The sequence below is a fragment of the Pseudomonas sp. RT4P38 genome, from assembly GCF_054897765.1.
On record NZ_CM142703.1, the window covers coordinates 1 to 25,320 of the forward strand.

A 25,320-nucleotide genomic window follows, 5' to 3' on the forward strand; every position below is an offset into this window, starting at 1 on the left:
ATGTCCCGACTCAATCCCCGGCAGCAAGAAGCCGTGAGCTACGTCGGCGGCCCTCTTTTGGTGCTCGCCGGCGCAGGCTCCGGCAAGACCAGCGTGATCACCCGCAAAATTGCGCATCTGATCCAGAACTGCGGCATCCGCGCCCAGTACATCGTCGCCATGACCTTTACCAACAAGGCGGCGCGCGAGATGAAGGAGCGGGTCGGCACCCTGCTCAAGGGTGGCGAAGGCCGCGGCCTGACCGTCTGCACTTTCCACAACCTGGGCCTGAACATCATCCGTAAGGAGCACGTGCGGCTGGGCTACAAGCCAGGTTTCTCGATCTTCGACGAAACCGATGTCAAAGCCCTGATGACCGATATCATGCAGAAGGAATACTCGGGCGACGACGGCGTCGACGAGATCAAGAACATGATCGGCTCGTGGAAGAACGACCTGATCCTGCCGCCCGAAGCCCTGGAAAACGCGCGCAATCCCAAGGAACAGACCGCCGCCATCGTCTACACCCACTATCAGCGCACGCTCAAGGCGTTTAACGCGGTGGACTTCGACGACCTGATCCTGCAGCCGGTGAAGCTGTTCCAGGAACACGCCGACATCCTCGAAAAATGGCAGAACAAAGTCCGCTACCTGCTGGTGGACGAGTATCAGGACACCAACGCCAGCCAATATTTGCTGGTGAAGTTGCTGATCGGCACGCGCAACCAGTTCACCGTGGTCGGTGACGACGACCAGTCGATTTATGCCTGGCGCGGCGCGCGGCCGGAAAACCTGATGCTGCTCAAGGACGATTACCCGTCCCTGAAAGTGGTGATGCTGGAGCAAAACTATCGCTCCACCAGCCGCATCCTGCGGTGCGCCAACGTGCTGATCTCGAACAACCCGCACGAATTCGAGAAGCAGTTGTGGAGCGAGATGGGCCACGGCGACGAGATCCGCGTGATCCGCTGCCGCAACGAAGACGCCGAAGCCGAACGGGTGGCCGTGGAACTGCTGACCCTGCACTTGCGCACGGATCGGCCGTACAGCGATTTCGCAATTCTGTATCGCGGTAACTACCAGGCCAAGCTGATCGAGCTGAAGCTGCAACATCACCAGATTCCGTATCGCCTGTCCGGTGGCAACAGCTTTTTCGGACGTCAGGAAGTGAAAGACCTGATGGCCTACTTCCGCCTGATCGTGAACCCGGACGACGACAACGCCTTCCTGCGGGTGATCAACGTCCCACGCCGGGAGATCGGTTCGACCACACTGGAAAAGCTTGGCAACTACGCCACCGGGCGAAAAATCTCGATGTACGCCGCCACCGACGAAATCGGTCTGGGCGAACATCTGGATGCGCGCTTCACTGATCGCCTGTCGCGCTTCAAGCGTTTCATGGACAAGGTTCGCGAGCAGTGCGCCGGCGAAGACCCGATCTCGGCGCTGCGCAGCATGGTCATGGACATCGACTACGAGAACTGGCTGCGCACCAACAGCTCCAGCGACAAGGCCGCCGATTACCGCATGGGTAACGTCTGGTTCCTGATCGAGGCGTTGAAGAACACGCTCGAAAAAGACGAAGAAGGCGAGATGACCGTCGAAGACGCCATCGGCAAACTCGTCCTGCGCGACATGCTGGAACGTCAGCAGGAAGAGGAAGACGGCGCCGAAGGTGTGCAGATGATGACCCTGCACGCCTCCAAGGGTCTGGAATTTCCTTACGTGTTCATCATGGGCATGGAAGAGGAAATCCTCCCGCACCGCTCCAGTATCGAAGCCGACACCATCGAAGAAGAACGCAGGCTGGCCTACGTCGGAATTACCCGAGCGCGTCAGACGCTGGCCTTCACCTTCGCCGCCAAGCGTAAGCAATACGGCGAGATCATCGATTGCGCACCGAGCCGCTTCCTCGATGAATTGCCGCCAGACGACCTGGCCTGGGAAGGCAACGACGACACACCGGTTGAAGTCAAAGCTGTTCGCGGCAATACCGCATTGGCGGATATACGCGCGATGTTAAAGCGCTAGAATCGACTACTTTTTAACCAGCCTTAGACGCATAGCCGTCCTTAGAGGAAAGCTTCATGGAAGCACTGCACAAGAAAATTCGCGAAGAAGGCATCGTGCTTTCCGACCAGGTCCTGAAAGTCGACGCCTTTCTGAACCACCAGATCGACCCGGCCCTGATGAAGCTGATCGGCGACGAATTCGCCACGCTGTTCAAGGATTCGGGCATCACCAAGATCGTCACCATCGAAGCCTCGGGTATTGCTCCGGCGATCATGACCGGTCTGAACCTCGGCGTGCCGGTGATTTTTGCGCGCAAGCATCAGTCCCTGACCCTGACCGAAAACCTGCTGTCGGCGACCGTTTACTCGTTCACCAAGCAGACCGAAAGCACCGTGGCGATCTCCCCCCGCCACCTGACCAGCAGCGATCGCGTGCTGATCATCGATGACTTTTTGGCCAACGGTAAGGCGTCGCAAGCGCTGATCTCGATCATCAAACAGGCCGGCGCGACCGTCGCGGGTTTGGGTATCGTGATCGAGAAGTCGTTCCAGGGCGGCCGTGCGGAACTGGATGCTCAGGGTTATCGCGTTGAATCCCTGGCTCGCGTGCAGTCGCTGGCTGGCGGCGTCGTAACCTTCCTGTAGGAGCAAAGCTTGCTCGCGATGCAGGCGATGCGGTTTTTCTGATGGACCGCGTCATCGTTCTTCGCGGGCAAGCCTCGCTCCTACGGGTATGTACCGTGCCAAATTTCGTGGTCGACATAAACCCTGTAGGAGCGAGGCTTGCCCGCGAAGGTGTCCTCACTACTGTGCGGTGGCTTTGAGGCCGGTGAGCAATAGTCGCTGAAACAAATCCTCTTTCAGCCCTTCCGGTTTCGTCAGCTGCATTCGCTCCAGATGCTCGGGAAACTCCGACGCCTGCGGCGCGTCCAGCGCGGCCTTGCCCAGCTCCAGAATCTCCGTGAGTTTGAACTTGCTCTTCAACCAGTTCAGCGCCCGCAACAGGTCCTTCTCCTCAGCGGTGAAATCACAGCCCAACGGATACTCCGGAAACAAATTCGGATGGAGCACCTGAATCGCCTGCAAACGCTGCGCGCTGTTATCGGCGAACTGTGGATCAATGCGGAAGTTCTTCGGCAATTTACCAACGTTCTGCGCCTGCTGGATCAACCCCGGCTGGAAGCGTGAATCGCTGATGTTCAGCAACGCCTCGATCACTGCCGCATCGGTCTTGCCCCGCAAATCGGCGATGCCGTACTCGGTGACCACGATGTCTCGCAGGTGTCGCGGTATCGTGCAATGGCCGTACTCCCAGACGATGTTCGAACTCACCTCTCCGCCCGATTCGCGCCAGCTGCGCAGGAGCAACACCGAACGTGCCCCTTCCAGCGCATGGCCCTGGGCGACGAAGTTGTATTGCCCGCCGACACCGCTGAGCACTCGCCCGTCTTCGAGCTGATCGGCCACGCCTGCGCCCAGCAAGGTCATGGTAAACACGGTGTTGATGAAGCGCGCATCGAGACGCTGCAAGCGTTTGAGTTCTTCCTGACCATAGAGCTCGTTGATGTAGCTGATGCGGGTCATGTTGAACTCAAGCCGCTTGCTTTGCGGCAGCTCGCGCAGGCGCTCATAGAAACTGCGCGGCCCGAGGAAGAAACCGCCATGCACCGAGATGCCGTCAGTCTGCGCAGCTTCATCCAGCGTGCCGGCATTCGCTTGTTGCTGGGTCGGCACATCGGGGTAGACCTTGCGCCGCACAATCCCGGCGTCGGCCAGCACCAGCAAACCGTTGACGAACATTTCGCTGCAACCGTAAAGGCCTTTGGTGAAGGGTTCGACGCCGCCTTCGCGGTCGATAAGTTGCGCCCACTGGCTGAGATTCACGTCCGCCAGCAACGCCTTGTAACCGTCATTGTCAGCCTGCCGCGCCAGCAGTGCCGCGGTCAGGGCATCACCCATGGCGCCGATGCCGATCTGCAAGGTGCCGCCGTCGCGCACCAGCGTGCTGGCGTGCAGCCCGATGAAGTGATCCTGGAAACCCACCGGCATGTTCGGCGTGGAGAACAGCGTGGTGCTGTCCTTCTCGTCGATCAGCAGGTCGAAAGCGTCCATGCCGACTTCCGCGTCCCCCGGCATGTAGGGCAAATCGTTGTGCACCTGGCCCACCAGCAGGATCGTCTCCCCCACCGCCCGACGCTTGGCGATCATGGGGAACAGGTCGAGGGTGATGTCCGGGTTGCAGCTCAGGCTCAGGCGATCGGGATGTTCGCTGTGGCTGGCCACCAATTGCGCCACCAGGTTCAACCCGGCGGCGTTGATGTCCCGGGCGGCATGGCTGTAGTTACTGCTGACGTAATCCTGCTGGGCTTGTGTGCTGTGTAGCAGGCTGCCGGGCTGCATGAAGAACTGCTGAACATGGATGTTGGACGGCAGGCTGTCGCGGTGCAGGTCGGCCAGGAAATCCAGTTCCGGATAGTCGCCGAAAACCCGTTCGATGAAGGGTTCGAGAAAGCGCTTTTGCAAACCGTCACCCAAGGAAGGGCGGCCAAGGCACAGAGCGGTATAGATCGTCAGTTGCCGCTCGGGCAGTTGCGCTACGCGCTGATAGAGCGCGTTAACGAAGTGGTTGGGTTTGCCCAGACCGAGGGGCAGGCCCATGTGGATATGCGCTGGCAACTGTGCCAATACGTCATCGACCGCCTGCTCGATAGAACACAGCTGCACCATCTGATCCTCCCTTATATTCCGTGAATTGGGGATTGGACCGAGCTTGCCGGGTCTTTGCTGAAATGAACAGTCTCAGGCGTAAATCGCAGGCACAAAAAAACCGCTCGAAAGCGGTTTTTTGATGAAGATGAAGGCTTATTTCAGGCCGGACATCTTCTGGATGGCGCCCTTGAGATCGCCATCAGAGCAATCGGCGCAGGTGCCTTTTGGTGGCATTGCATTGATGCCGGAGATTGCTTTCGCCAGCAAGCCGTCAAGGCCGCCTTGTTTCTTGGCGCGCTCGCCCCAGGCTGCAGCATCACCGACTTTCGGTGCGCCCAACAAGCCGGTGCCGTGGCAAGCGTTGCAATGTTTTGCAATCACGGAATCAGGGGTTTTGGCATCACCACCACCCGCCGAAGCAGCGACTTCCATCCCCTTGCACTCTTTACCCTGAACGCAAACCTGGCCAACTGGCTCAAGGCGTTTAGCAATATCGTCGTTGGTCGCAGCTTGTGCGCTGACTGCCCATAGGGCCAATACGGTTGCTGGTACGGCCAGCATTTTCATAATTAGATTCACGCGTTCACCCTCAATGGTGGCTAGTCACGCCCACGGCCACGGTTCGCAGGCGGGCGCAAGTATAACGGTAAGCCCGCCACACTGAAACAACCCCAAAGTCGAAGGGGTCTTATGCGTGGCGGAAAAACAACTCGGGCACCTGCGCAATGCTGGCGGGACGCCTCTTTTGTTAGAAATTCGCTGGCGTAGCTGCGCTGATTAGTCGCGCCGGCGCATCGAACGGATTACGGAAACGGTGCGGTTTAGTACTTTCAAAGTAGTAGCTGTCACCGGCTTCGAGGACAAACGTTTCAAGCCCCACCACCAGTTCAAGTCGACCTTCGAGCAGAATCCCGGTTTCCTCGCCCTCATGGGTGAGCATCTCATCACCGGTGTCGGCGCCTGGCGGGTAGATTTCGTTGAGGAACGCGATGGCCCGGCTCGGATGAGCCTTGCCGACCAGCTTCATGGTCACTGCGCCATCGGAAATATCGATCAGCTCGTTGGCTTTGTAGACGATCTGCGTCGGTTTTTCCTGCAGGATTTCTTCGGAAAAGAACTCGACCATGGACATGGGAATCCCGCCCAGTACCTTCCTCAGCGAACTGATCGAGGGGCTGACGCTGTTCTTCTCGATCATTGAAATCGTGCTGTTGGTGACGCCCGCGCGTTTGGCGAGTTCACGCTGGGAAAGTCCTTTGAGCTTACGGATGGATTGCAGTCGTTCACCGACGTCCAAGCTTGCGCCTCCAAGATTCAGGTTGTTGGAATATTGAGCGTTATCATGGCGACAGCGTTCAGTATTTACAACACTTGGACCTGAATCCTGTTCGGCGAAGCGACTTTCGGTCGACGCGCTTTGCGTCAAGCCCCGGAATAGAGCATTGGCACCCGGCGCAGGTTGCAGAAGATCTGGTAAGGAATCGTGCCCGCGGCCGTAGCCACGTCACTGGCGAGGATATTTTTGCCCCACAACTCGACGGTCGAACCGAGCCCGGCTTGCGGCACATCGGTCAGGTCGATGCAGAGCATGTCCATCGACACTCGGCCAATCAACTGGCTGCGCTGCCCGGCAACCATCACTGGCGTACCGGTCGGTGCCTGACGTGGGTAGCCGTCGGCGTAACCCATGGCCACCACGCCCACGCGCATTGGTTTCTGGGTGATGAATGTGGCGCCGTAACCGATCGGCTCGCCGGCCGGCAGTTCACGCACGCAGATCACTTTCGATTCGAGGGTCATCACCGGTTGCAGGCGGGACGCCACGGCATTGGCTTCTTCAAACGGAGTCGCGCCGTAGAGCATGATGCCCGGGCGAACCCAATCACTTGGAATCTGCGGCCAACCGAGCACTGCCGGCGAGTTACGCAGGCTGACCTCAGCCGACAAGCCCTGGCGCGCCGCTTCGAACACCGCGACCTGCTCGGCACTGGCCTGACTGTGCAGCTCATCAGCCCGGGCGAAGTGGCTCATCAGAACAATCTTCGCAACCTTGCCGCTGGCCAGCAGCCGTTGATAGGCCGCCTGATAATCCTTTGGATGCAAGCCCACCCGATGCATACCCGAGTCGAGCTTGAGCCAGACCGTGATCGGCTTGCTGAGTGCAGCGTTCTCGATAGCTTCGAGCTGCCACAGCGAATGCACCACGCACCAGAAGCCATGCTCGACGATCAGCGACAGCTCATCGGCCTCGAAAAAACCTTCCAGCAACAACACCGGCGCACGAATGCCCGCAGCTCGCAGCTCCAACGCTTCTTCCATGCAAGCCACGGCAAATCCGTCCGCGCAGGCTTCCAGCGCCTGGGCGCAACGCACCGCGCCATGACCGTAGGCATCGGCCTTGATCACCGCGAGGGCCTTGGCCCCCGTGACTTCACGGGCGATTTGGTAGTTGTGACGCAGGGCTTGAAGGTCGATCAGGGCACGGGCTGGACGCATGGCGGCAGACTTCTAGGCGGTCATGGGAATAAAAACCGGCGCTGGCTGACGGCGTGAACCGCCAGTAGCACCGGGAGAGGGATTTTTCAGACTGGTTTATGGCAGAGCGGCGACAACCGACAGCTCAACCAGGATTTCCGGTTCGCACAACTTCGATTCAACGGTGGCACGGGCCGGTGCGACGCCTTTTGGCAGCCACTTGTCCCAGACCGCGTTCATGCCTTCAAAGTGTGCATCAATGTCTTTCAAGTAAATCGTCACCGACAGCAGACGGCTCTTGTCGGTCCCGGCCAGATCCAGCAAACGCTCGATGTTGGCAAGCGTTTCACGGGTCTGCTGTTCAATCCCGGCGTTCATATCGTCGCCGACCTGCCCTGCCAGATACACGGTACCGCTGTGGACTACGATCTGGCTCATGCGCTCATTGGTGAGCTGGCGCTGGATTGACATGTTTTGCAGACTCCTGAAGCTTTTTTCCATAACGGGAAATATCGAGGCCTTCGGCGCTGATTTGCGGCGTTTTCTTCGCCATCAGATCAGCCAGCAAGCGACCGGAACCGCACGCCATGGTCCAACCAAGCGTGCCGTGACCCGTGTTCAAAAACAGATTACTGAACGGCGTAGCACCCACGATCGGCGTGCCGTCCGGGGTGGTCGGACGCAGTCCGGTCCAGAAACTTGCCTGGGCCAGATCGCCGCCCTGAGGATAAAGGTCGTTGACGATCATCTCCAGGGTTTCGCGCCGACGCGGGTTCAGCGACAGGTCAAAACCGGCTATTTCAGCCATGCCGCCGACGCGGATACGGTTGTCAAAACGGGTGATTGCGACCTTGTAGGTCTCATCGAGGATAGTCGAAGTCGGGGCCATCGCCGGGTTGGTGATCGGCACGGTCAGGGAGTAACCCTTGAGCGGATACACCGGAGCCCTGATGCCCAGCGGCTTGAGCAACTGCGGCGAATAGCTGCCCAGTGCCAGCACGTAGCGGTCAGCGGTTTCCAGCTTGCCGTCGATCCATACGCCGTTGACGCGATCACCGGCGTAGTCGAGGCGCTGAATGTCCTGGTCGAAGCGGAATTCCACACCGAGTTTCACGGCCATTTCGGCCAGGCGGGTGGTGAACATCTGGCAATCGCCGGTCTGGTCGTTCGGCAGGCGCAGGGCACCGGCGAGGATGTGGGTGACGCTGGCCAGCGCCGGTTCAACGCGGGCAATGCCAGCGCGGTCGAGCAGTTCGAACGGCACACCGGATTCTTTCAGCACGGCGATATCTTTCCAGGCGCCGTCGAGCTGAGCCTGGGTACGGAACAGTTGTGTAGTACCGAGGCTGCGGCCTTCGTAGGCAATGCCGGTTTCGGCGCGCAATTCGTCGAGGCAGTCACGGCTGTACTCGGACAGTCGGACCATGCGCTCCTTGTTCACCGCATAACGGTTGGCAGTGCAGTTGCGCAGCATTTGCGCCATCCACAGGTACTGGTCGATGTCGGCGGTGGCCTTGATCGCCAACGGTGCGTGGCGCTGCAACAGCCACTTGATGGCCTTGAGCGGAACACCCGGCGCGGCCCATGGTGAGGCATAACCCGGCGATACCTGGCCGGCGTTGGCGAAACTGGTCTCCATGGCAGGGGCGGGCTGACGGTCCACGACCACCACTTCAAACCCGGCTCGAGCCAGATAATAAGCACTGGCGGTACCGATGACGCCGCTACCCAAGACCATAACGCGCATTTTCATATCCCTCATCGCGGCTTGCCGCTGACGTTCGTAGTTGTCGAGCATTGATGTGCGCAGTGTAAAAAAGATTAGGCAGTGCTTTTCACTATATAAGTGCCTATATTTGGCGAGAATTCTCGGCAAAATCCCTTTTCACGGAGGCGCATCCCCTATGCGTACCAACACTCAAACGAAACGTGAGCTGGACAAGATCGACCGCAACATTTTGCGGATCCTGCAAGCGGACGGGCGCATCTCCTTCACCGAGCTGGGGGAAAAGGTCGGGCTCTCGACCACGCCGTGTACCGAGCGGGTCCGGCGTCTGGAGCGCGAAGGAATCATCATGGGCTACAACGCCCGGCTCAATCCGCAGCACCTCAAGGGCAGTCTTCTGGTGTTCGTCGAGATCAGCCTCGACTACAAATCCGGTGATACTTTCGAAGAGTTCCGACGCGCGGTGCTGAAACTGCCCCATGTGCTGGAGTGCCATTTGGTGTCAGGGGATTTCGACTATCTGGTGAAGGCGCGGATTTCCGAGATGGCCTCGTACCGCAAACTGCTGGGCGACATCCTGCTCAAGCTGCCACATGTGCGCGAATCCAAGAGCTATATCGTGATGGAAGAGGTGAAAGAGAGCCTGAATCTGCCGATTCCGGATTGAGGGCAGACTTCAAGAAAGTCGGTGCCCACATTGCCGCTATCGCGAGCAAGCTCGCTCCCACAGGTGATCGGTGTTTTTTGTGGGAGCGAGCTTGCTCGCGATTGCAGCGACTCGGTTTACCTAAACCAACACCTGTCGAGTGCTGGCCATGTACTCGTGAATCTGCTTCTCGACCCGCGGATGAATCAGTTCCACCGGCCCGCGCCCATTGGGGCACGGCAAAGTCTTGGTGGTGCCAAACAGCCGACAGATCAGCGGTCGCTCGTCATACACGGTGCAGCCGTTGGGCCCCAAGTGGACGCAATTGAGTTCATCCATCGCGGCGTCCTGCTCTGCCCGGGTCTTGCGCGGCAGGCGAGACATTTCTTCCGGTGAGGTGGTCACCGGTCCACAGCAGTCATGGCAGCCGGGCACGCACTCGAACGCGGGAATCTGCTGCCGGAGCGTGCGAATTTTCTGACTGTTGCAGCTCATCGAAGCGGTGACCAAAAGCGGAATAGAGCGCGATTCTGACGCAAAAGCCCCGATCCAGACAGCATCAACCGACCAGTGTTGCCCGCGTCCGAAGGTCCGGCTTATGCTCCGTAAAATTTTCTAAACACAAGAATCAGGAACACGCACATGAACGCCCGTGCTCAGCAACCTGCCCCGAACCACCCGCACACTGCCTCTTACTACGCCGCCAGCAGCCTGCCGCAGCCCGATCATCCGGTGCTCACAAGCGATCTGGTGGCGGACGTGTGCGTGGTTGGCGGCGGGTTCTCAGGGTTGAACACGGCGCTCGAGCTGGCCGAACGCGGCCTCAGCGTGATCCTGCTCGAAGCCCACAAAATCGGTTGGGGCGCCAGCGGACGCAACGGCGGGCAGTTGATTCGTGGCGTCGGTCATGGCCTCGATCAGTTCGCTGACGTGGTCGGTGCGGACGGCGTGCGTCAGATGAAACTCATGGGACTGGAAGCGGTGGAAATCGTCCGACAGCGCGTCGAGCGTTTTCAGATCCCTTGCGACCTGACCTGGGGTTATTGCGACCTCGCTAACAAGCCTCGCGACCTTGAAGGTTTTGCCGAAGACGCCGAAGAGCTGCGCAGCCTCGGTTACCGTTACGAAACCCGTCTGCTGCAAGCCAGCGAAATGCACTCCGTGGTGGGGTCCGACCGCTACGTCGGCGGTTTGATCGACATGGGCTCGGGGCATCTGCATCCGCTGAACCTGGCTCTGGGCGAAGCGGCTGCCGCCCAGCAGTTGGGGGTGAAGCTGTTCGAGCAATCGGCGGTCACCCGCATCGATTATGGCCCCGAGGTCAAGGTCCATACCGCCCAGGGCTCGGTTCGCGCCAAGACGCTGGTGCTGGGCTGTAACGCCTACCTCAATGAACTCAATCCCGAGCTCAGCGGCAAAGTGCTGCCCGCCGGCAGCTACATCATCGCCACCGAACCCTTGAGTGAAGAGCTCGCTCACTCGCTACTGCCGCAGAATATGGCGGTCTGCGATCAACGGGTGGCGCTGGATTACTACCGACTCTCGGCGGACCGGCGTTTGCTGTTTGGCGGCGCCTGTCATTATTCAGGTCGCGACCCAAAAGACATCGCCGCGTACATGCGGCCGAAGATGCTGGAGGTTTTCCCGCAACTGGCTGGGGTGAAGATCGATTTTCAATGGGGCGGGATGATCGGCATCGGCGCCAATCGCCTGCCGCAGATCGGCCGGCTCAAGGATCAGCCGAATGTGTATTACGCCCAGGCTTATTCCGGTCATGGCGTGAATGCCACACACCTCGCAGGGAAACTGTTGGCTGAGGCTATCAGCGGTCAGCACAGTGGAGGCTTTGATCTGTTTGCCAAGGTGCCTCATATCACCTTCCCTGGCGGCAAACATTTGCGTTCGCCGTTGCTGGCATTGGGGATGCTTTGGCATCGGCTTAAAGAGTTGGTCTGAGAATATAGCTGTGTTTCTTAGGGCCCAATCGCGAGCAAGCTCGCTCCCACAGTAATTTGTGAACGACACAGATCACCTGTGGGAGCGAGCTTGCTCGCGATTGGGCCGGGAGAACACCACAGGACTCAGATCCGCCAGAAGGGTTTAAGCCCCTCCTCCCGCGCCTGCTCCCGACTCAGCCCCACATCCCTCAGTTGCTCGGGCGTGAGCGTCAGCAGCGCCTTGCGCGTGTGCAGACGATGCCAGAACAGACCCCAGCGACTCAGGCCGGACGGTGCGTTGCGCATGACTGCTTCGCGTGCACCGTTTTTTTGCCCTGCCGCCAGTTCCTGACTGTGTAACGTCAGCCGCACATCGCTCAAGCCGTTCATTTTGATTGCTCCTGTTTACTTGGGTAGCCAGAGCTTTCATGATGCGCGGGAGGCGAAAAGCATTACAGATTCAACGAGACTGTTTTAACTCCATACAGATCTTGCATTTCAGCGTCTGAATCCTATATTTTCGACCCATCTGTACTGATCAACCGAATCACCCACACCGAGACTGCACCATGACCCTTTACGTCAACCTCGCCGAACTACTCGGCACGCGGATCGAACAGGGCTTCTATCGCCCCGGTGACCGGCTGCCGTCGGTGCGGGCGTTGAGTGTCGAACACGGCGTCAGCCTGAGCACAGTGCAGCAGGCCTATCGCGTGTTGGAAGACAGCGGGTTGGCGACACCGAAACCCAAATCCGGTTACTTCGTTCCGGTGGGTCGTGAGCTGCCGGAGCTTCCGGTCATTGGTCGCCCGGCGCAGCGGCCGGTGGATATTTCCCAGTGGGATCAAGTGCTGGAACTCATTCGCGCCGTCCCGCGCAAAGATGTCGTGCAACTGGGCCGCGGCATGCCGGACATCACCACGCCGACCATGAAACCGCTGCTGCGCAACCTGGCGCGGATCAGCCGCCGGCAGGACATGCCCGGCCTGTATTACGACAACATCTACGGCACCCTCGAACTGCGCGAACAGGTTGCCCGCCTGCTGCTCGATTCCGGCTGCCAGTTAAGCGCCAACGATCTGGTGATCACCACCGGTTGTCACGAAGCGCTGTCCACCAGTATTCGCGCCATCTGCGAGCCGGGGGATATTGTGGCCGTGGACTCGCCAAGCTTTCACGGCGCCATGCAGACCCTCAAGGGCCTGGGCATGAAAGCCCTGGAAATCCCCACCGACCCGCTCACCGGGATCAGTCTCGATGCGCTGGAACTGGCCTTGGAACAATGGCCGATCAAGGCCATACAGTTGACCCCCAACTGCAACAACCCGTTGGGCTACATCATGCCGGAGTCGCGAAAACGCGCGTTGTTGACGTTGGCACAGCGCTTCGACGTGGCGATCATCGAGGACGATGTGTATGGCGAACTGGCTTATACCTACCCGCGGCCGCGCACGATCAAATCCTTCGACGAAGACGGCCGGGTCCTGCTCTGCAGCTCGTTTTCCAAGACCTTGGCGCCGGGACTGCGCATTGGTTGGGTGGCGCCGGGGCGTTATCTGGAACGTGTGCTGCACATGAAATACATCAGCACCGGTTCCACGGCGCCGCAGCCGCAGATTGCCATCGCCGAATTCCTCAAAGCGGGGTACTTCGAGCCGCATTTGCGACGGATGCGTACGCAATACCAGCGCAATCGCGACTTGATGATCGATTGGGTCACGCGTTACTTCCCGGCCGGCACCCGCGCCAGTCGTCCACAAGGCAGCTTCATGTTGTGGGTTGAGCTACCGGAAGGCTTCGACACCCTGAAACTGAATCGTGCGCTGCATGATCAAGGCGTACAGATTGCCGTCGGCAGTATCTTTTCCGCCTCCGGCAAATACCGCAATTGCCTGCGGATGAACTACGCTGCCAAGCCAACACCGCAGATCGAAGACGCGGTGCGCAAGGTCGGTGCCGCAGCGATCAGACTGCTCGCGGAAACCGACTGCTTCACCGACTGACCTTTCTCGGGAATCCAGCGTCCATATGCCGACACCTGCCGCCAATCGGAACAATCCCACGTGAGAGTCAGACAGCCCCTGCTCGCTCTTCTGTTACTCGCCTCGTTCCTCGGCGGCTGTGCGACGTTCAACGTTCCGCGCGAACCGAGCCAGGCACTGCCTGCCAGTGACTCGGCGTTCGGTCGCTCGGTCCAGGCGCAGGCTGCGCCCCATGAGGGGCAATCCGGCTTTCGCCTGTTGTCCGACAGCACCGAAGCCTTCACCGCTCGCGCCGAGCTGATTCGCAACGCCCAAAGCAGCCTCGATTTGCAGTACTACATCGTTCACGACGGCATCAGCACACGAATGCTGGTGGACGAACTGCTCAAGGCTGCCGATCGCGGCGTGCGCGTACGCATTCTGCTCGACGACACCACCAGCGATGGCCTGGATCGGATTATTGCCACTCTGGCGGCGCATCCGCAGATCCAGATCCGTGTGTTCAACCCATTGCACCTGGGCCGCAGCACCGGCGTGACACGAACGGTGGGACGGTTGCTCAACCTCTCACTGCAACACCGACGCATGCACAACAAGCTCTGGCTGGCCGACAACAGCATGGCCATCGTCGGCGGCCGCAATCTGGGAGACGAGTATTTCGATGCCGAACCCAACCTGAATTTCACTGACATCGACATGCTCAGCGTCGGCCCGGTCGCCGAACAGCTGGGGCACAGTTTCGACCAATACTGGAACAGTGCGCTGAGCAAGCCGATTGAAGAATTTCTGTCCAGCAAACCGACGCAAAAGGACCTGGAAAACACCCGGACCCGACTGCAAGAATCACTTGAGGAAACGCGCAAACAGAATCACGCGCTCTACCAGCAGTTGATGACCTTTACCACCCATCCGCGCCTGGACATCTGGCGTCGGGAGTTGATCTGGGCCTGGAACCAGGCGCTGTGGGATGCGCCAAGCAAGGTGCTGGCCGACGGCGAGCCCGACCCGCAGTTGCTGCTGACCACGCAGCTGGCGCCCGAGCTCAATGGCGTCAGCAAAGAGCTGATCATGGTTTCGGCCTACTTTGTACCCGGTCAGCCGGGGCTGGTGTACCTGACGGGCCGCGCCGATGCAGGGGTGTCGGTGAAATTGCTGACCAACTCACTGGAAGCCACTGACGTGCCGGCGGTGCATGGCGGTTACGCGCCGTATCGCAAGGCACTGCTGGAGCATGGCGTGCAGCTGTTCGAATTGCGTCGCCAGCCTGGCGAAGGCGGCGGCAGCGGACCCCATCTGTTCTACAGCAAGTCCTACCGCGGCTCCGACTCCAGCCTGCACAGCAAGGCGATGATCTTCGACCAGCAGAAGTCTTTTATCGGTTCGTTCAATTTCGACCCACGCTCGGTGCTGTGGAATACCGAAGTCGGGGTGCTGGTAGACAGCCCGGAACTCGCCGCGCGCGTTCGCGAATTGGCGATGCAGGGTATGGCGCCACCCCTGAGTTATCAGGCCAAGCTTGAGAATGGCCAGATTGTCTGGGGCACTGAAGATGACGGCAAACTGCACACCCTGACCGAGGAACCCGGAAGCTGGTGGCGGCGCTTCAATGCGTGGATGAGCACCGCCGTCGGCCTGGAACGGATGCTCTAGGCCGGTTCGGCCACCGTACCAAACGCGCCTTGGCGCGACAGCAGAATCACCAACCCCAGCGCACCTGCTGCCATCAGCAGCGGCAACGCATGCCCGCTGATCCACTGACTGCCAGCACCGGCCGCCAGCGGCCCGATCAGGCATCCGATGCCCCACAGCTGCGCGATATGCGCATTGGCGCGCACCAGTGCATCGTCGCGATAGCGCTCGCCGATCAGGATCAGTGACAAGGTGAACAAGCCGCCAGCACTGGCACCGAACAACACCCACAACGGCCAGATCAGCAACGTGTCGATCAACAACGGGATGGCCAGGCTCGAAATCAGCAGGACCACCGCACACCCGGTGAACAACGTACGTCGTGACAAGCGATCCGCCAACGCGCCAATCGGCAATTGCAGCAAGGCATCACCCACCACCACCGTGCTGACCATCGCCAAAGCGATTTCCGTCGTGAAGCCCTGACGCAGGCAATAGACCGGCAACAAGGTCAGGATCATCGCTTCGAACGCCGCGAACAGCGACACCGCCCAGGCAATCGCCGGCAGGCCACGGCAGAAGCCCAGCAAATCACTGAAGGTTACGCCGCAGGCTTCGCTGCTCGGTGCGCCGCTGCGACCCAACAACAGGAACGGTGCCGCCGTCAGCAAGCCGACGCCGACCCAGAATCCGTAATCGTGTTCGGTGCCCACCACGCCCAGCAGCAACGGCCCGGCCAGCTGACTCAGTGCATAGCTGCTGCCATACAGCGCCACCAATCGCCCGCGCCATTGCTCGACCACCAGTTGGTTGATCCAGCTTTCACCGAGGATGAAGACCAGCGTCAGGATCACCCCGATCATCAGCCGCAATACCAGCCAAATCGGATAGCTCGGCAACAGCGCCAGCAAACCGATGGACAACGCCCCGGCCCACAGGCACAGGCGCATGAGGTTGGCCGTGCCCAGACGCGCGGCCAGATGGCTGGAGATCTTGGCCCCCAGCAATACGCCAATGGCGGGCATCGCCGCCATCACGCCAATGGCGAAGGAGCCGTAACCCCAGCTTTCCAGGCGAAACGACACCAGCGGCATGCTGACGCCCAGGGCCAGGCCGACACTCAAGACAGACGCCAACACGGCGAAATAAGTCGCCCAACGCATTTTCCACGCTCCTGTGGATATTATTTTTCACAGACAACACAAAACACTGTGGGAGCGAGCTTGCTCGCGATGGCAGTTTCACATTCAACATTGACGTCGACTGTCAGACCGCTATCGCGAGCAAGCTCGCTCCCACAGGGGATCTTCGTTGTGCTTGGCCCCGGATATGACCGGGGCCGCTACAAATTTACAACTTGATCCAGGTCGCCTTAAGCTCGGTGTACTTGTCGAACGCGTGCAGCGACTTGTCGCGACCGTTGCCGGACTGCTTGAAGCCACCGAACGGGGCCGTCATGTCGCCGCCGTCGTACTGGTTGACCCACACGCTACCGGCGCGCAGCGCTTTGGCGGTCAGGTGCGCCTTGGAAATATCCTTGGTCCACACCGCTGCAGCCAAACCATAAGGCGTGTCGTTGGCGATCTGGATGGCTTCTTCGGCGGTATCGAAAGTGATCACCGACAGCACTGGGCCGAAGATTTCTTCCTGAGCGATTTTCATCGCGTTGCTGACGCCGTCGAAAATCGTCGGCTCAACGTAGGTGCCACCGGTTTCCTGAAGAATGCGCTTGCCGCCCGCCACCAGTTTGGCGCCGTCGGCGTGGCCGGATTCGATATAGGACAGCACGGTGTTCATCTGCTGCGTATCCACCAGCGCGCCGACGTTGGTCGCCGGGTCCAGCGGGTTGCCCGGTTTCCAGGTTTTGAGGGCCTCGATCACCAGCGGCAGGAATTTATCCTTGATCGAACGCTCCACCAGCAGGCGCGAGCCGGCGGTGCAGACTTCGCCCTGGTTGAAGGCGATGGCGCCGGCAGCCGATTCAGCGGCAGCTTGCAGGTCCGGCGCATCGGCGAACACGATGTTCGGGCTCTTGCCGCCGGCTTCGAGCCAGACGCGTTTCATGTTCGATTCGCCGGAGTAGATCAGCAATTGCTTGGCGATCTTGGTCGAACCGGTGAACACCAGGGTGTCCACGTCGTTGTGCAGGGCCAGGGCCTTGCCGACGGTGTGACCGTAACCTGGCAGGACGTTCAGCACGCCTTTCGGGATACCGGCTTCAACGGCCAGCGCAGCAATGCGGATAGCCGTCAGCGGCGATTTTTCGGACGGTTTGAGGATCACCGAGTTACCGGTGGACAACGCCGGACCGAGTTTCCAGCAGGCCATCATCAGCGGGAAGTTCCACGGCACGATGGCGCTGACGACGCCGACCGGTTCGCGAGTCACCAGGCCCAGTTGGTCATGGGGAGTCGCGGCCACTTCGTCGTAAATCTTGTCGATCGCTTCACCGCTCCAGCTCAGGGCTTGCGCCGCGCCTGGAACGTCGATGTACAGGGAATCGCTGATGGGCTTGCCCATGTCCAGGGTTTCAAGCAGGGCCAGCTCTTCGGCGTGCTGTTTCAACAGGCCGGCGAAACGAATCATGGTGGCTTTGCGTTTGGTCGGCGCCAGACGTGACCAGACGCCGGAATTGAAGGTGGCGCGGGCATTTTCAACAGCCCGCTGGGCATCGGCGGCGTCACAGCTGGCAATCTTGCCCAGCAGACGGCCATCGACCGGGCTGATGCACTCGAAGGTCTCGGCGGAGACAGCATCGGTGTATTCGCCATTGATGTAGGCACGGCCTTCGATCTTCAGATCGCGAGCCCGTTGTTCCCAATCGGCACGAGTCAGGGTGGTCATTCGAGTGTCCTCCTCTTATTGAATACGAGCGCCCCGCGTTCTTCGCGGACGTCCTCAGGAATTCCGCCCGGCCAGCCTGCTTTTTCGGCCCAAGGCAACCGTCACCCTAAACCAGCGGCAGGTGAAGTTTCAATATATTTGACATAAGGCCGGCAAACGGCCTTGCGATGTTCATTTTAATAAACATAGACTTTGAGCTTTCCAGTCACTTGCGTCGCAATCACGGGGGATTACAACAATGAATATCCAGGATGTCGTCGACTTCAGCCTCGCTACTACCAAGTCCGAGCGCTATAAACCGGATCAGGCGAAAATTCTGAAGGGCGATCCCGAACAAGTGGTTTACAACCACTACAACAGCCCTTGCGGCCAGTTGAACGCGGGGGTTTGGGAAGGCGCTGTTGGCCAGTGGCATGTGAACTTCACCGAGCATGAATACTGCGAAATCATTCAGGGCGTTTCAGTGCTGCGCGACAACGAAGGCAATGGCAAGACCCTGCGCGTCGGCGATCGTTTCGTGATTCCGGCCGGGTTCAGAGGCACCTGGGAGGTGCTGGAACCGTGCCGCAAAATCTATGTGGCGTTTGAACAGAAGGCCTGAAGCCTTTCTTCAAGCCACAAAAAAGGCCCGTATCGTGAGATACGGGCCTTTTTCGTAAGTCGGAAAAATCAATTACTTGATTTTGCCTTCTTTGTAGATCACGTGCTTACGAACAACCGGATCAAATTTCTTGATCTCGATTTTGTCCGGAGTAGTGCGCTTGTTCTTGTCGGTAGTGTAGAAGTGACCAGTACCGGCGCTCGAAATCAAACGAATCAATTCACGCATGATTAGCTCCCTTAGATCTTGCCAGCTTTGCGGATTTCGGCCAGCACGACAGTGATGCCACGCTTGTCGATGATACGCATGCCTTTGGCAGATACGCGCAGACGCACGAAACGTTTCTCTTCTTCAACCCAGAAGCGGTGATGCTGCAGGTTCGGCAGGAAACGACGACGGGTTTTGTTGTTTGCGTGGGAAATGTTATTCCCAGTCACCGGACCCTTACCGGTAACTTGACATACTCTCGACATGCCTCAGCCCTCTAAAACCACATGCCCAACCCGGCATGGGTTGGCCGCTTAATCTCTCAGTCATTTGGCGCCAGGCGCCGCGTTTCTTTAGAGGTCTTACCGGCTACACCTACAAGTGAAGGAACCGGGCCCCTAGAAAAGAGCGCTGCTTTATACCAGAAAGACTAGAGAGCAACAACATTCCGTGTGCGTTGAGTTGATAAAAACCCCACTTTTCGGGCTCCGAGCGCCTTGGATAAAGGCTGTCGTCGATAGAGACCGCTCGTCGCAGAGAATCGGCCAACACGCCAATCCAGGATTCTTCTCAGCCCGCACTCACCGAAAACGATCGCCTATAGTCCCCTTAAAATGAAAAAGGGGATAGTCATTTGCAAAAGAGCCCACTAGGGTAAGCCTTTTCCAGACTGCACTTGCAGATGGGCCTTCGATCTGTAAAGGAATCCGACCATGCGCCTCGCTGCCCTATCGCTGTTGCTCGCTCCTCTTCTGCTGAGCCCGTTGGCCCATGCCGCCGCGCTGAGCGTCTGCACTGAGGCAAGCCCGGAAGGGTTCGACGTGGTGCAATACAACTCACTGACCACCACCAACGCCTCGGCTGACGTGCTGATGAACCGTCTGGTGGACTTCGATACCGCCAGCGGCAAAGTGGTCGCCAGCCTCGCGGACAGCTGGGAAATCACGCCAGACGGCCTGACCTATGTCTTCAAATTGCATCCGCAGGTGAAATTCCACCGCACCGAGTACTTCAGCCCGTCGCGCGACCTGACCGCCGAAGACGTGAAGTTCAGCTTCGACCGCATGCTCGACCCGGCAAACCCATGGCACAAAGTCGCCAAGAGCGGCTATCCGCACGCCCAGTCGATGCAGTTGCCTGCACTGATCAAGAAGATCGACGCCCTGGACCCGCTGACCGTGCGCTTCACCCTTGATCACCCGGACTCGACCTTCCTCGCGACCCTGAGCATGGGCTTCGCCTCGATTTACTCGGCCGAGTACGCCGACAAGCTGATGAAGGGCGGCACCCCGGAGAAGCTCAACAGCCAGCCGATCGGCAGCGGTCCTTTCATCTTCACGCGCTTCCAGAAAGATGCCTCGATTCGCTACAAGGCCAACCCGGATTACTTCCGCGGCAAGCCGTCGGTGGACCCGTTGATCTTCGCCATCACCCCGGATGCCAACGTACGGTTGCAGAAATTGCGCCGCAACGAGTGCCAGATCGCCCTGTCGCCCAAGCCTCTGGACGTACAGGCAGCGCTGAAAGAACCGACGCTGAAAGTCGAAAAGACTGACGCCTTCATGACCGCGTTCGTCGGCATCAACAGCCAGCACCCACCGCTGGACAAGCCTGAAGTGCGCCAGGCGATCAACCTCGCGTTCGACAAGGCCAACTACGTCAAAGCCGTGTTCGAAGACACCGCCCAACCCGCCAATGGCCCCTACCCGCCTAACACCTGGAGCTACGCCAAAGGCCTGCCGGGCTACCCGCATGACGTCGAAAAGGCTCGGGCATTGATGGCCAAGGCCGGGTTCAAGGACGGTTTCCAGACCACCATCTGGACCCGACCATCCGGCAGCCTGCTCAACCCGAACCCGAGCCTCAGCGCTCAAATGCTCCAATCCGACCTCGCTGAGATCGGTATTCAGGCCGAGATTCGGGTAATCGAATGGGGCGAACTGATTCGCCGCGCCAAGGCCGGTGAACATGACCTGCTGTTCATGGGCTGGGCCGGCGACAACGGTGACCCGGACAACTTCCTCACGCCGCAGTTTTCCTGCGCCGCGGTCAAGTCCGGCACCAACTTCGCCCGCTACTGCAACCAGGACCTGGACAAGCTGATCAGCGCCGGCAAGACCACCGGCGAGCAAGGTGTGCGTACCAAGCTCTACGAACAGGCTCAGGCGCAGATCCAGCAGCAGGCACTGTGGCTGCCGCTGGCCCACCCGACCGCTTTCGCGCTGATGCGTAAAGACGTCGAGGGTTACTCGGTCAGCCCGTTTGGTCGTCAGGATTACTCCAAAGTCAGCCTCAAGTAATCCGCCCCAACACAAAACCTGTGGGAGCGAGCTTGCTCGCGATGGCGTTCCTTCCATCACTGAATAGGGTGACTGACACGACGCCATCGCGAGCAAGCTCGCTCCCACAGGGGGGTTGGTCGCCCCGCTACATCCAGCCGTACTCGGCCATGGACAGCGGATCGCCGTCACCGATGATGAAGTGGTCGAGTACCCGCACATCGATCAGGTCCAGCGCCTCTTGCAGGCGCTTGGTCAGCGTGCGGTCGGCTTGACTGGGGTTGGTGTTGCCCGACGGATGGTTGTGGCAGAGGATCAACGCTGCAGCGTTGTGGGCAAGTGCACGCTTGACCACCTGTCTTGGATGGACACTCGTGCTGTCGATAGAGCCGCGAAACAACGCTTCAAAGGCCAGCACTTGATGCTTGGAATCCAAAAACAGACACCCGAACACCTCGTGAGGCTCGTGGCGCAGCATCGACTTCAGGTAATCACGAACTGCCTGCGGATTTTCCAGTGCCGATTTTTGGCGCGCACGTTCGGCTAAATGCCGTCTGCCCATTTCCTGTACCGCTTGCAACTGAGCGAATTTTGCGGGTCCGAGCCCCAATTGCCTGCTGAATGCCTCCTGATCGGCCTCAAGCAGTGCGCGCAGGCTGCCAAACTGATTCAACAGGTGTCGCGCCAGATCTACCGCGCTTTTACCCGACACGCCGGTTCGTAAAAAAATCGCCAGCAGTTCGGCGTCCGAAAGACTCCCAGAGCCCAACTCAAGCAACCTCTCCCGCGGGCGCTCGGCCGCCGGCCAATCACGAATACTCATAGCACCTCCCTGTGTGTGGGCGCCGCTGTTCCGTAGCGGTCGCTGTGATATCGTAGCCCATCTTTTTTGCTGGCGATTTCATCCCTGGGGAGGGGGTATCGCCATGCAGTCACCATCGAATTGAAAGGCAGACCTATGCAGCGGCTGTATCGGAAACGCATCGTTCTGGGCGTCGGCGGCGGTATCGCTGCCTACAAAAGCGCCGACCTGGTTCGCCGACTGATCGACCAGGGCGCCGAAGTGCGCGTGGTCATGACCCGTGGCGGCAGCGAGTTCATCACCCCGCTGACCATGCAGGCCTTGTCCGGACACCCGGTCCACCTCGACCTGTTGGACCCGGCGGCCGAAGCTGCCATGGGCCACATCGAGCTGGCCAAATGGGCCGACCTGGTGCTGATCGCCCCCGCCACTGCGGACCTGATCGCCCGTCTGGCCCAAGGCATTGCCAATGACCTGCTGACCACCCTGGTGCTGGCCACCGACGCCGTGGTCGCCGTTGCCCCGGCCATGAACCAGGCCATGTGGCGCGATCCAGCGACCCAGGCCAACCTGCAACTGCTCGAAAGCCGCCACTTGAAAGTCTTCGGCCCGGCCTCTGGCAGCCAGGCCTGTGGCGACGTCGGCATGGGCCGCATGCTCGAAGCCACCGACCTTGCCCAATGCGCCGCGGACTGCTTCCACCGCCAGGCGCTGACCGGCAAACACGTGCTGATTACCGCCGGCCCGACCCAGGAAAACATCGACCCGGTGCGCTACATCACCAACCACAGCTCCGGAAAAATGGGCTTTGCCCTGGCCGAAGCCGCGGTGGAAGCCGGTGCCCGCGTGACGCTGATCACCGGTCCGGTGCACCTGCCAACGCCAGATCGAGTTACCCGCATCGACGTGGTCAGCGCCCGCGACATGCTCGCCGCCTGTGAAGCCGCGATCCCTTGCGATCTGTTTATTGCTTCTGCGGCAGTCGCGGACTACCGCCCGGAAGTCGTCGCCCCACAGAAACTCAAGAAAGACCCTACGAACGGCGACGGCTTGTTGCTACAGATGGTGCGTAACCCAGACATTCTGGCCACCATCGCCACCCGCCCTGACCGTCCGTTCAGTGTCGGTTTCGCCGCTGAAACCGAACACCTGCTCGATTACGCTGCCCGCAAGTTGAAAGACAAGAACCTCGATTTGATCGTCGCCAACGACGTCGCCAACCCGAGCATTGGCTTCAACAGCGAAGAGAACGCCTGCAGCGTGATCGACCGCCAGCTACACGCCACACTTTTCGCCCAGACCAGCAAGAGCAAAATTGCCCGCCAGCTGATCACTTTTATCTCCGAACGTCTGAACCAGGTTTAATTTACATGCACGCTTTGCAAGCCAAGATCCTCGACCCTCGCATCGGTACCGACTTCCCGCTGCCGCAGTACGCCACACCAGGCTCCGCCGGCCTCGACCTGCGCGCCATGCTGGAAAAAGACACCGTCATCAAGCCGGGCGAAACCCTGCTGATTCCAACCGGTCTGTCGGTGTACATCGGCGATCCGGGCCTGGCGGCGCTGATTCTGCCGCGCTCCGGCCTGGGCCATAAGCACGGAATCGTGCTGGGCAACCTCGTCGGCCTGATCGATTCGGATTACCAGGGTCCGCTGATGGTGTCGTGCTGGAACCGTGGCCAGACCGACTTCAACATGGTGGTGGGCGAGCGTTTGGCCCAGCTGGTTTTGGTGCCGGTCGTTCAAGCGCACTTCGAGATGGTCGAAGAGTTCGTTGAAACCGAGCGCGGTGCTGGTGGTTTCGGGCATTCCGGCAGCCATTGATCGCAGGGTCTCAGGCTGGGCAGTCTGCCCGGCCCTGACGCCAGTTTTTTTGCGTTCAAGGACGAAAATTGCACTAGCCTCATCTGGAAGGTTTACCGCCCAAAATCAAGGCATTGGCCGGCCAATCGCTGGCTAATGTTGGGGGCATGGCCTTTGCACACCACGAACTCTCAGTGGAAAACGCCGTCATACCCTTCAGTTTGAGCCTGCCGACGAGTTCTTCGCAGCAGGTCCAGCCACCCTTCGAGATGGAGCATTTCCAGTAATGAGCAGCCCAGCCCAAGTCGCACCCAAGTTCCCCGACAGCATCTTCCGCGCCTACGACATTCGCGGCACCGTCCCGGAATTCTTGAACGCTGAAACCGCTTATTGGCTAGGCCGCGCCATCGGCTCCCAGAGCCTGGCCCAGGACGAACCCAACGTGTCCGTCGGCCGTGATGGTCGCCTGTCCGGCCCGGAGCTGGTCGAACAACTGATCAAAGGCCTCGCCGACAGCGGTTGCCACGTCAGCGACGTCGGCCTGGTGCCAACGCCTGCGCTGTACTACGCCGCCAACGTGCTGGAAGGCAAATCCGGCGTCATGCTCACCGGCAGCCACAACCCGTCGAACTACAACGGTTTCAAAATCGTCATCGCTGGCGACACCCTGGCCAACGAACAGATCCAGGCCCTGCACGAACGCCTCAAGACCAACAACCTGAGCAGCGGCAAGGGCAGCATTACCAAGGTCGAGATCCTCGATCGCTACAACACCGAAATCGTCCAGGACATCAAACTGGCTCGTCGCCTCAAAGTCGTTGTTGACTGCGGTAACGGCGCGGCCGGCGTGATCGCACCGCAACTGATCGAAGCCCTGAACTGCGAAGTCATCCCGCTGTTCTGCGATGTCGACGGCAACTTCCCGAATCACCATCCGGATCCGGGCAAGCCTGAAAACCTCGTGGACCTGATCGCCAAGGTCAAGGAAACCAACGCTGACCTCGGCTTGGCTTTCGACGGCGATGGCGACCGCGTCGGCGTGGTGACCAACACCGGCAGCATCGTCTTCCCGGACCGCCTGCTGATGCTGTTCGCCCGTGACGTGCTGGCGCGCAACGCTGACGCGGAGATCATCTTCGACGTCAAATGCACCCGTCGCCTGACGCCGCTGATCAAGGAATACGGCGGCCGTCCGCTAATGTGGAAGACTGGCCACTCGTTGATCAAAAAGAAAATGAAGCAAACCGGCGCCCTGTTGGCCGGCGAAATGAGCGGGCACATCTTCTTCAAGGAGCGCTGGTTCGGTTTCGACGACGGCATTTACAGCGCCGCTCGTCTGCTGGAGATCCTCAGCAAAGAAAAATCCACCGCGGAAGAGCTGTTTGCGACCTTCCCGAACGATATTTCTACGCCGGAAATCAATATCCATGTGACCGAAGAGAGCAAATTCAGCATCATTGATGCACTGCACGACGCGAAGTGGGGCGAAGGCGCCGACCTGACCACCATTGACGGCGTGCGAGTCGACTACGCCAAAGGCTGGGGCCTGGTGCGCGCGTCCAACACCACACCGGTGCTGGTGCTGCGCTTCGAGGCCGATGACGAGGCGGAATTGCAGCGCATCAAGGACGTATTCAAAGTCCAGTTGAAGCGTGTTGCACCTGATCTCCAATTACCGTTTTGATTT

General features: G+C 59.6%; 23 protein-coding genes and 1 pseudogene. 11 read left to right on the forward strand and 13 right to left on the reverse strand.

All coding sequences use genetic code 11. The features are described from left to right. Both rep and ACYZT7_RS00010 read left to right on the forward strand, forming a co-directional pair. Positions 1-2,010, forward strand: a complete 2,010-nt coding sequence (gene rep / locus ACYZT7_RS00005; protein ID WP_462039467.1) for a DNA helicase Rep — start codon at positions 1-3, stop codon at positions 2,008-2,010. A 56-nt stretch (positions 2,011-2,066) separates the two neighbouring features. Next, positions 2,067-2,636 (forward strand): xanthine phosphoribosyltransferase, encoded by a 570-nt coding sequence (locus tag ACYZT7_RS00010; protein ID WP_462039468.1) that lies wholly within the window; start codon positions 2,067-2,069, stop codon positions 2,634-2,636. A 159-nt stretch (positions 2,637-2,795) separates the two neighbouring features. Here ACYZT7_RS00010 and ACYZT7_RS00015 read toward each other — a convergent pair whose 3' ends face one another. From ACYZT7_RS00015 to dadA, 6 genes are all read right to left on the reverse strand, one after another. Beyond that, positions 2,796-4,718 (reverse strand): acetyl-CoA hydrolase/transferase C-terminal domain-containing protein, encoded by a 1,923-nt coding sequence (locus tag ACYZT7_RS00015; RefSeq protein ID WP_462039469.1) that lies wholly within the window; start codon positions 4,716-4,718, stop codon positions 2,796-2,798. Between the two features lie 135 nt (positions 4,719-4,853). Further along, the gene (locus ACYZT7_RS00020) at positions 4,854-5,279 is read right to left on the reverse strand and encodes a c-type cytochrome (protein ID WP_309674869.1); all 426 of its coding nucleotides are present in this window, start codon (positions 5,277-5,279) and stop codon (positions 4,854-4,856) included. A 169-nt stretch (positions 5,280-5,448) separates the two neighbouring features. Continuing rightward, positions 5,449-5,997 carry a cupin domain-containing protein gene (locus tag ACYZT7_RS00025; RefSeq protein ID WP_449645041.1) on the reverse strand — a complete coding sequence of 183 codons (549 nt, stop codon included), beginning with the start codon at positions 5,995-5,997 and terminating at the stop codon, positions 5,449-5,451. A 125-nt stretch (positions 5,998-6,122) separates the two neighbouring features. Next, positions 6,123-7,196, reverse strand: a complete 1,074-nt coding sequence (gene alr, locus ACYZT7_RS00030; protein WP_462039470.1) for an alanine racemase — start codon at positions 7,194-7,196, stop codon at positions 6,123-6,125. A gap of 96 nt (positions 7,197-7,292) precedes the next feature. Next, entirely contained in the window at positions 7,293-7,646 is a 354-nt protein-coding gene (locus ACYZT7_RS00035) for a RidA family protein (RefSeq protein ID WP_008150191.1), read from the reverse strand. Next, positions 7,618-8,922: a D-amino acid dehydrogenase gene (dadA, locus tag ACYZT7_RS00040; RefSeq protein WP_462039471.1), complete on the reverse strand. Its 1,305-nt coding sequence runs from the start codon at positions 8,920-8,922 to the stop codon at positions 7,618-7,620. Before dadA ends, ACYZT7_RS00035 begins: the two co-directional genes overlap by 29 nt. Positions 8,923-9,079: 157 nt before the next feature. On the opposite strand from dadA, the gene ACYZT7_RS00045 reads away from it, so the two are divergent. Then, positions 9,080-9,568, forward strand: coding sequence for an Lrp/AsnC ligand binding domain-containing protein (locus ACYZT7_RS00045; protein ID WP_003206849.1), 489 nt, complete (start codon positions 9,080-9,082; stop codon positions 9,566-9,568). A 120-nt stretch (positions 9,569-9,688) separates the two neighbouring features. On the opposite strand, the gene ACYZT7_RS00050 is transcribed toward ACYZT7_RS00045, so the two are convergent. Then, entirely contained in the window at positions 9,689-10,042 is a 354-nt protein-coding gene (locus ACYZT7_RS00050) for a YkgJ family cysteine cluster protein (protein ID WP_462039472.1), read from the reverse strand. A gap of 147 nt (positions 10,043-10,189) precedes the next feature. Between ACYZT7_RS00050 and ACYZT7_RS00055 the strand changes: the two genes are divergently transcribed. Further along, positions 10,190-11,503, forward strand: a complete 1,314-nt coding sequence (locus ACYZT7_RS00055) for an NAD(P)/FAD-dependent oxidoreductase (protein ID WP_462039473.1) — start codon at positions 10,190-10,192, stop codon at positions 11,501-11,503. Between the two features lie 125 nt (positions 11,504-11,628). Here the strand turns inward: ACYZT7_RS00055 and ACYZT7_RS00060 are convergent, their stop codons facing one another. Then, entirely contained in the window at positions 11,629-11,874 is a 246-nt protein-coding gene (locus ACYZT7_RS00060) for a DUF1127 domain-containing protein (RefSeq protein WP_010465178.1), read from the reverse strand. A 179-nt stretch (positions 11,875-12,053) separates the two neighbouring features. Here ACYZT7_RS00060 and ACYZT7_RS00065 point away from each other — a divergent pair, with 179 nt between their 5' ends. After that, on the forward strand, positions 12,054-13,487 hold the full coding sequence (locus ACYZT7_RS00065; protein WP_462039474.1) for an aminotransferase-like domain-containing protein: 1,434 nt from the start codon (positions 12,054-12,056) through the stop codon (positions 13,485-13,487). A gap of 60 nt (positions 13,488-13,547) precedes the next feature. Beyond that, positions 13,548-15,116 (forward strand): phospholipase D family protein, encoded by a 1,569-nt coding sequence (locus ACYZT7_RS00070; RefSeq protein ID WP_462039475.1) that lies wholly within the window; start codon positions 13,548-13,550, stop codon positions 15,114-15,116. Here the strand turns inward: ACYZT7_RS00070 and ACYZT7_RS00075 are convergent. After that, positions 15,113-16,258 (reverse strand): MFS transporter, encoded by a 1,146-nt coding sequence (locus ACYZT7_RS00075; RefSeq protein WP_462039476.1) that lies wholly within the window; start codon positions 16,256-16,258, stop codon positions 15,113-15,115. The genes ACYZT7_RS00070 and ACYZT7_RS00075 overlap by 4 nt on opposite strands. Positions 16,259-16,445: 187 nt before the next feature. Beyond that, positions 16,446-17,939, reverse strand: coding sequence for an aldehyde dehydrogenase (locus ACYZT7_RS00080; protein ID WP_282376211.1), 1,494 nt, complete (start codon positions 17,937-17,939; stop codon positions 16,446-16,448). A 238-nt stretch (positions 17,940-18,177) separates the two neighbouring features. Between ACYZT7_RS00080 and ACYZT7_RS00085 the strand changes: the two genes are divergently transcribed. Beyond that, positions 18,178-18,540: a cupin domain-containing protein gene (locus tag ACYZT7_RS00085; protein WP_462039477.1), complete on the forward strand. Its 363-nt coding sequence runs from the start codon at positions 18,178-18,180 to the stop codon at positions 18,538-18,540. A gap of 72 nt (positions 18,541-18,612) precedes the next feature. Here ACYZT7_RS00085 and rpmG read toward each other — a convergent pair whose 3' ends face one another. Beyond that, positions 18,613-18,768 (reverse strand): 50S ribosomal protein L33, encoded by a 156-nt coding sequence (gene rpmG / locus ACYZT7_RS00090; RefSeq protein WP_007894709.1) that lies wholly within the window; start codon positions 18,766-18,768, stop codon positions 18,613-18,615. An 11-nt stretch (positions 18,769-18,779) separates the two neighbouring features. Continuing rightward, positions 18,780-19,013, reverse strand: a complete 234-nt coding sequence (rpmB, locus tag ACYZT7_RS00095; protein WP_007894701.1) for a 50S ribosomal protein L28 — start codon at positions 19,011-19,013, stop codon at positions 18,780-18,782. Between the two features lie 447 nt (positions 19,014-19,460). Here rpmB and ACYZT7_RS00100 point away from each other — a divergent pair, with 447 nt between their 5' ends. Beyond that, complete coding sequence (locus ACYZT7_RS00100) at positions 19,461-21,047, forward strand: ABC transporter substrate-binding protein (protein WP_462039478.1); 1,587 nt, start codon at positions 19,461-19,463, stop codon at positions 21,045-21,047. A 127-nt stretch (positions 21,048-21,174) separates the two neighbouring features. Here ACYZT7_RS00100 and radC read toward each other — a convergent pair whose 3' ends face one another. Then, entirely contained in the window at positions 21,175-21,849 is a 675-nt protein-coding gene (gene radC, locus ACYZT7_RS00105; RefSeq protein WP_462031254.1) for a RadC family protein, read from the reverse strand. 135 nt (positions 21,850-21,984) lie between these two features. Between radC and coaBC the strand changes: the two genes are divergently transcribed. From coaBC to ACYZT7_RS00120, 3 genes and pseudogenes are all read left to right on the forward strand, one after another. After that, positions 21,985-23,193, forward strand: coding sequence for a bifunctional phosphopantothenoylcysteine decarboxylase/phosphopantothenate--cysteine ligase CoaBC (coaBC, locus tag ACYZT7_RS00110; protein ID WP_462039479.1), 1,209 nt, complete (start codon positions 21,985-21,987; stop codon positions 23,191-23,193). A gap of 5 nt (positions 23,194-23,198) precedes the next feature. Then, positions 23,199-23,654 carry a dUTP diphosphatase gene (gene dut, locus ACYZT7_RS00115; protein WP_134420907.1) on the forward strand — a complete coding sequence of 152 codons (456 nt, stop codon included), beginning with the start codon at positions 23,199-23,201 and terminating at the stop codon, positions 23,652-23,654. Positions 23,655-23,913: 259 nt separating this feature from the next. After that, positions 23,914-25,317 (forward strand): annotated as a pseudogene (locus ACYZT7_RS00120) (phosphomannomutase/phosphoglucomutase); the annotation flags it as partial. Positions 25,318-25,320 lie beyond the last annotated feature (3 nt).

Coding starts and splice junctions, on each gene's coding strand:
- ACYZT7_RS00100 (WP_462039478.1), top strand. CDS start 19,461: ATGCGCCTCGCTGCCCTATCGCTGTTGCTCGCTCCTCTTCTGCTGAGC.
- radC (WP_462031254.1), bottom strand. CDS start 21,849: ATGAGTATTCGTGATTGGCCGGCGGCCGAGCGCCCGCGGGAGAGGTTG.
- dut (WP_134420907.1), top strand. CDS start 23,199: ATGCACGCTTTGCAAGCCAAGATCCTCGACCCTCGCATCGGTACCGAC.
- ACYZT7_RS00055 (WP_462039473.1), top strand. CDS start 10,190: ATGAACGCCCGTGCTCAGCAACCTGCCCCGAACCACCCGCACACTGCC.
- ACYZT7_RS00010 (WP_462039468.1), top strand. CDS start 2,067: ATGGAAGCACTGCACAAGAAAATTCGCGAAGAAGGCATCGTGCTTTCC.
- alr (WP_462039470.1), bottom strand. CDS start 7,196: ATGCGTCCAGCCCGTGCCCTGATCGACCTTCAAGCCCTGCGTCACAAC.
- ACYZT7_RS00075 (WP_462039476.1), bottom strand. CDS start 16,258: ATGCGTTGGGCGACTTATTTCGCCGTGTTGGCGTCTGTCTTGAGTGTC.
- rep (WP_462039467.1), top strand. CDS start 1: ATGTCCCGACTCAATCCCCGGCAGCAAGAAGCCGTGAGCTACGTCGGC.
- dadA (WP_462039471.1), bottom strand. CDS start 8,922: ATGCGCGTTATGGTCTTGGGTAGCGGCGTCATCGGTACCGCCAGTGCT.
- ACYZT7_RS00060 (WP_010465178.1), bottom strand. CDS start 11,874: ATGAACGGCTTGAGCGATGTGCGGCTGACGTTACACAGTCAGGAACTG.
- ACYZT7_RS00080 (WP_282376211.1), bottom strand. CDS start 17,939: ATGACCACCCTGACTCGTGCCGATTGGGAACAACGGGCTCGCGATCTG.
- rpmB (WP_007894701.1), bottom strand. CDS start 19,013: ATGTCGAGAGTATGTCAAGTTACCGGTAAGGGTCCGGTGACTGGGAAT.
- ACYZT7_RS00050 (WP_462039472.1), bottom strand. CDS start 10,042: ATGAGCTGCAACAGTCAGAAAATTCGCACGCTCCGGCAGCAGATTCCC.
- rpmG (WP_007894709.1), bottom strand. CDS start 18,768: ATGCGTGAATTGATTCGTTTGATTTCGAGCGCCGGTACTGGTCACTTC.
- ACYZT7_RS00035 (WP_008150191.1), bottom strand. CDS start 7,646: ATGTCAATCCAGCGCCAGCTCACCAATGAGCGCATGAGCCAGATCGTA.
- ACYZT7_RS00015 (WP_462039469.1), bottom strand. CDS start 4,718: ATGGTGCAGCTGTGTTCTATCGAGCAGGCGGTCGATGACGTATTGGCA.
- ACYZT7_RS00085 (WP_462039477.1), top strand. CDS start 18,178: ATGAATATCCAGGATGTCGTCGACTTCAGCCTCGCTACTACCAAGTCC.
- coaBC (WP_462039479.1), top strand. CDS start 21,985: ATGCAGCGGCTGTATCGGAAACGCATCGTTCTGGGCGTCGGCGGCGGT.
- ACYZT7_RS00065 (WP_462039474.1), top strand. CDS start 12,054: ATGACCCTTTACGTCAACCTCGCCGAACTACTCGGCACGCGGATCGAA.
- ACYZT7_RS00045 (WP_003206849.1), top strand. CDS start 9,080: ATGCGTACCAACACTCAAACGAAACGTGAGCTGGACAAGATCGACCGC.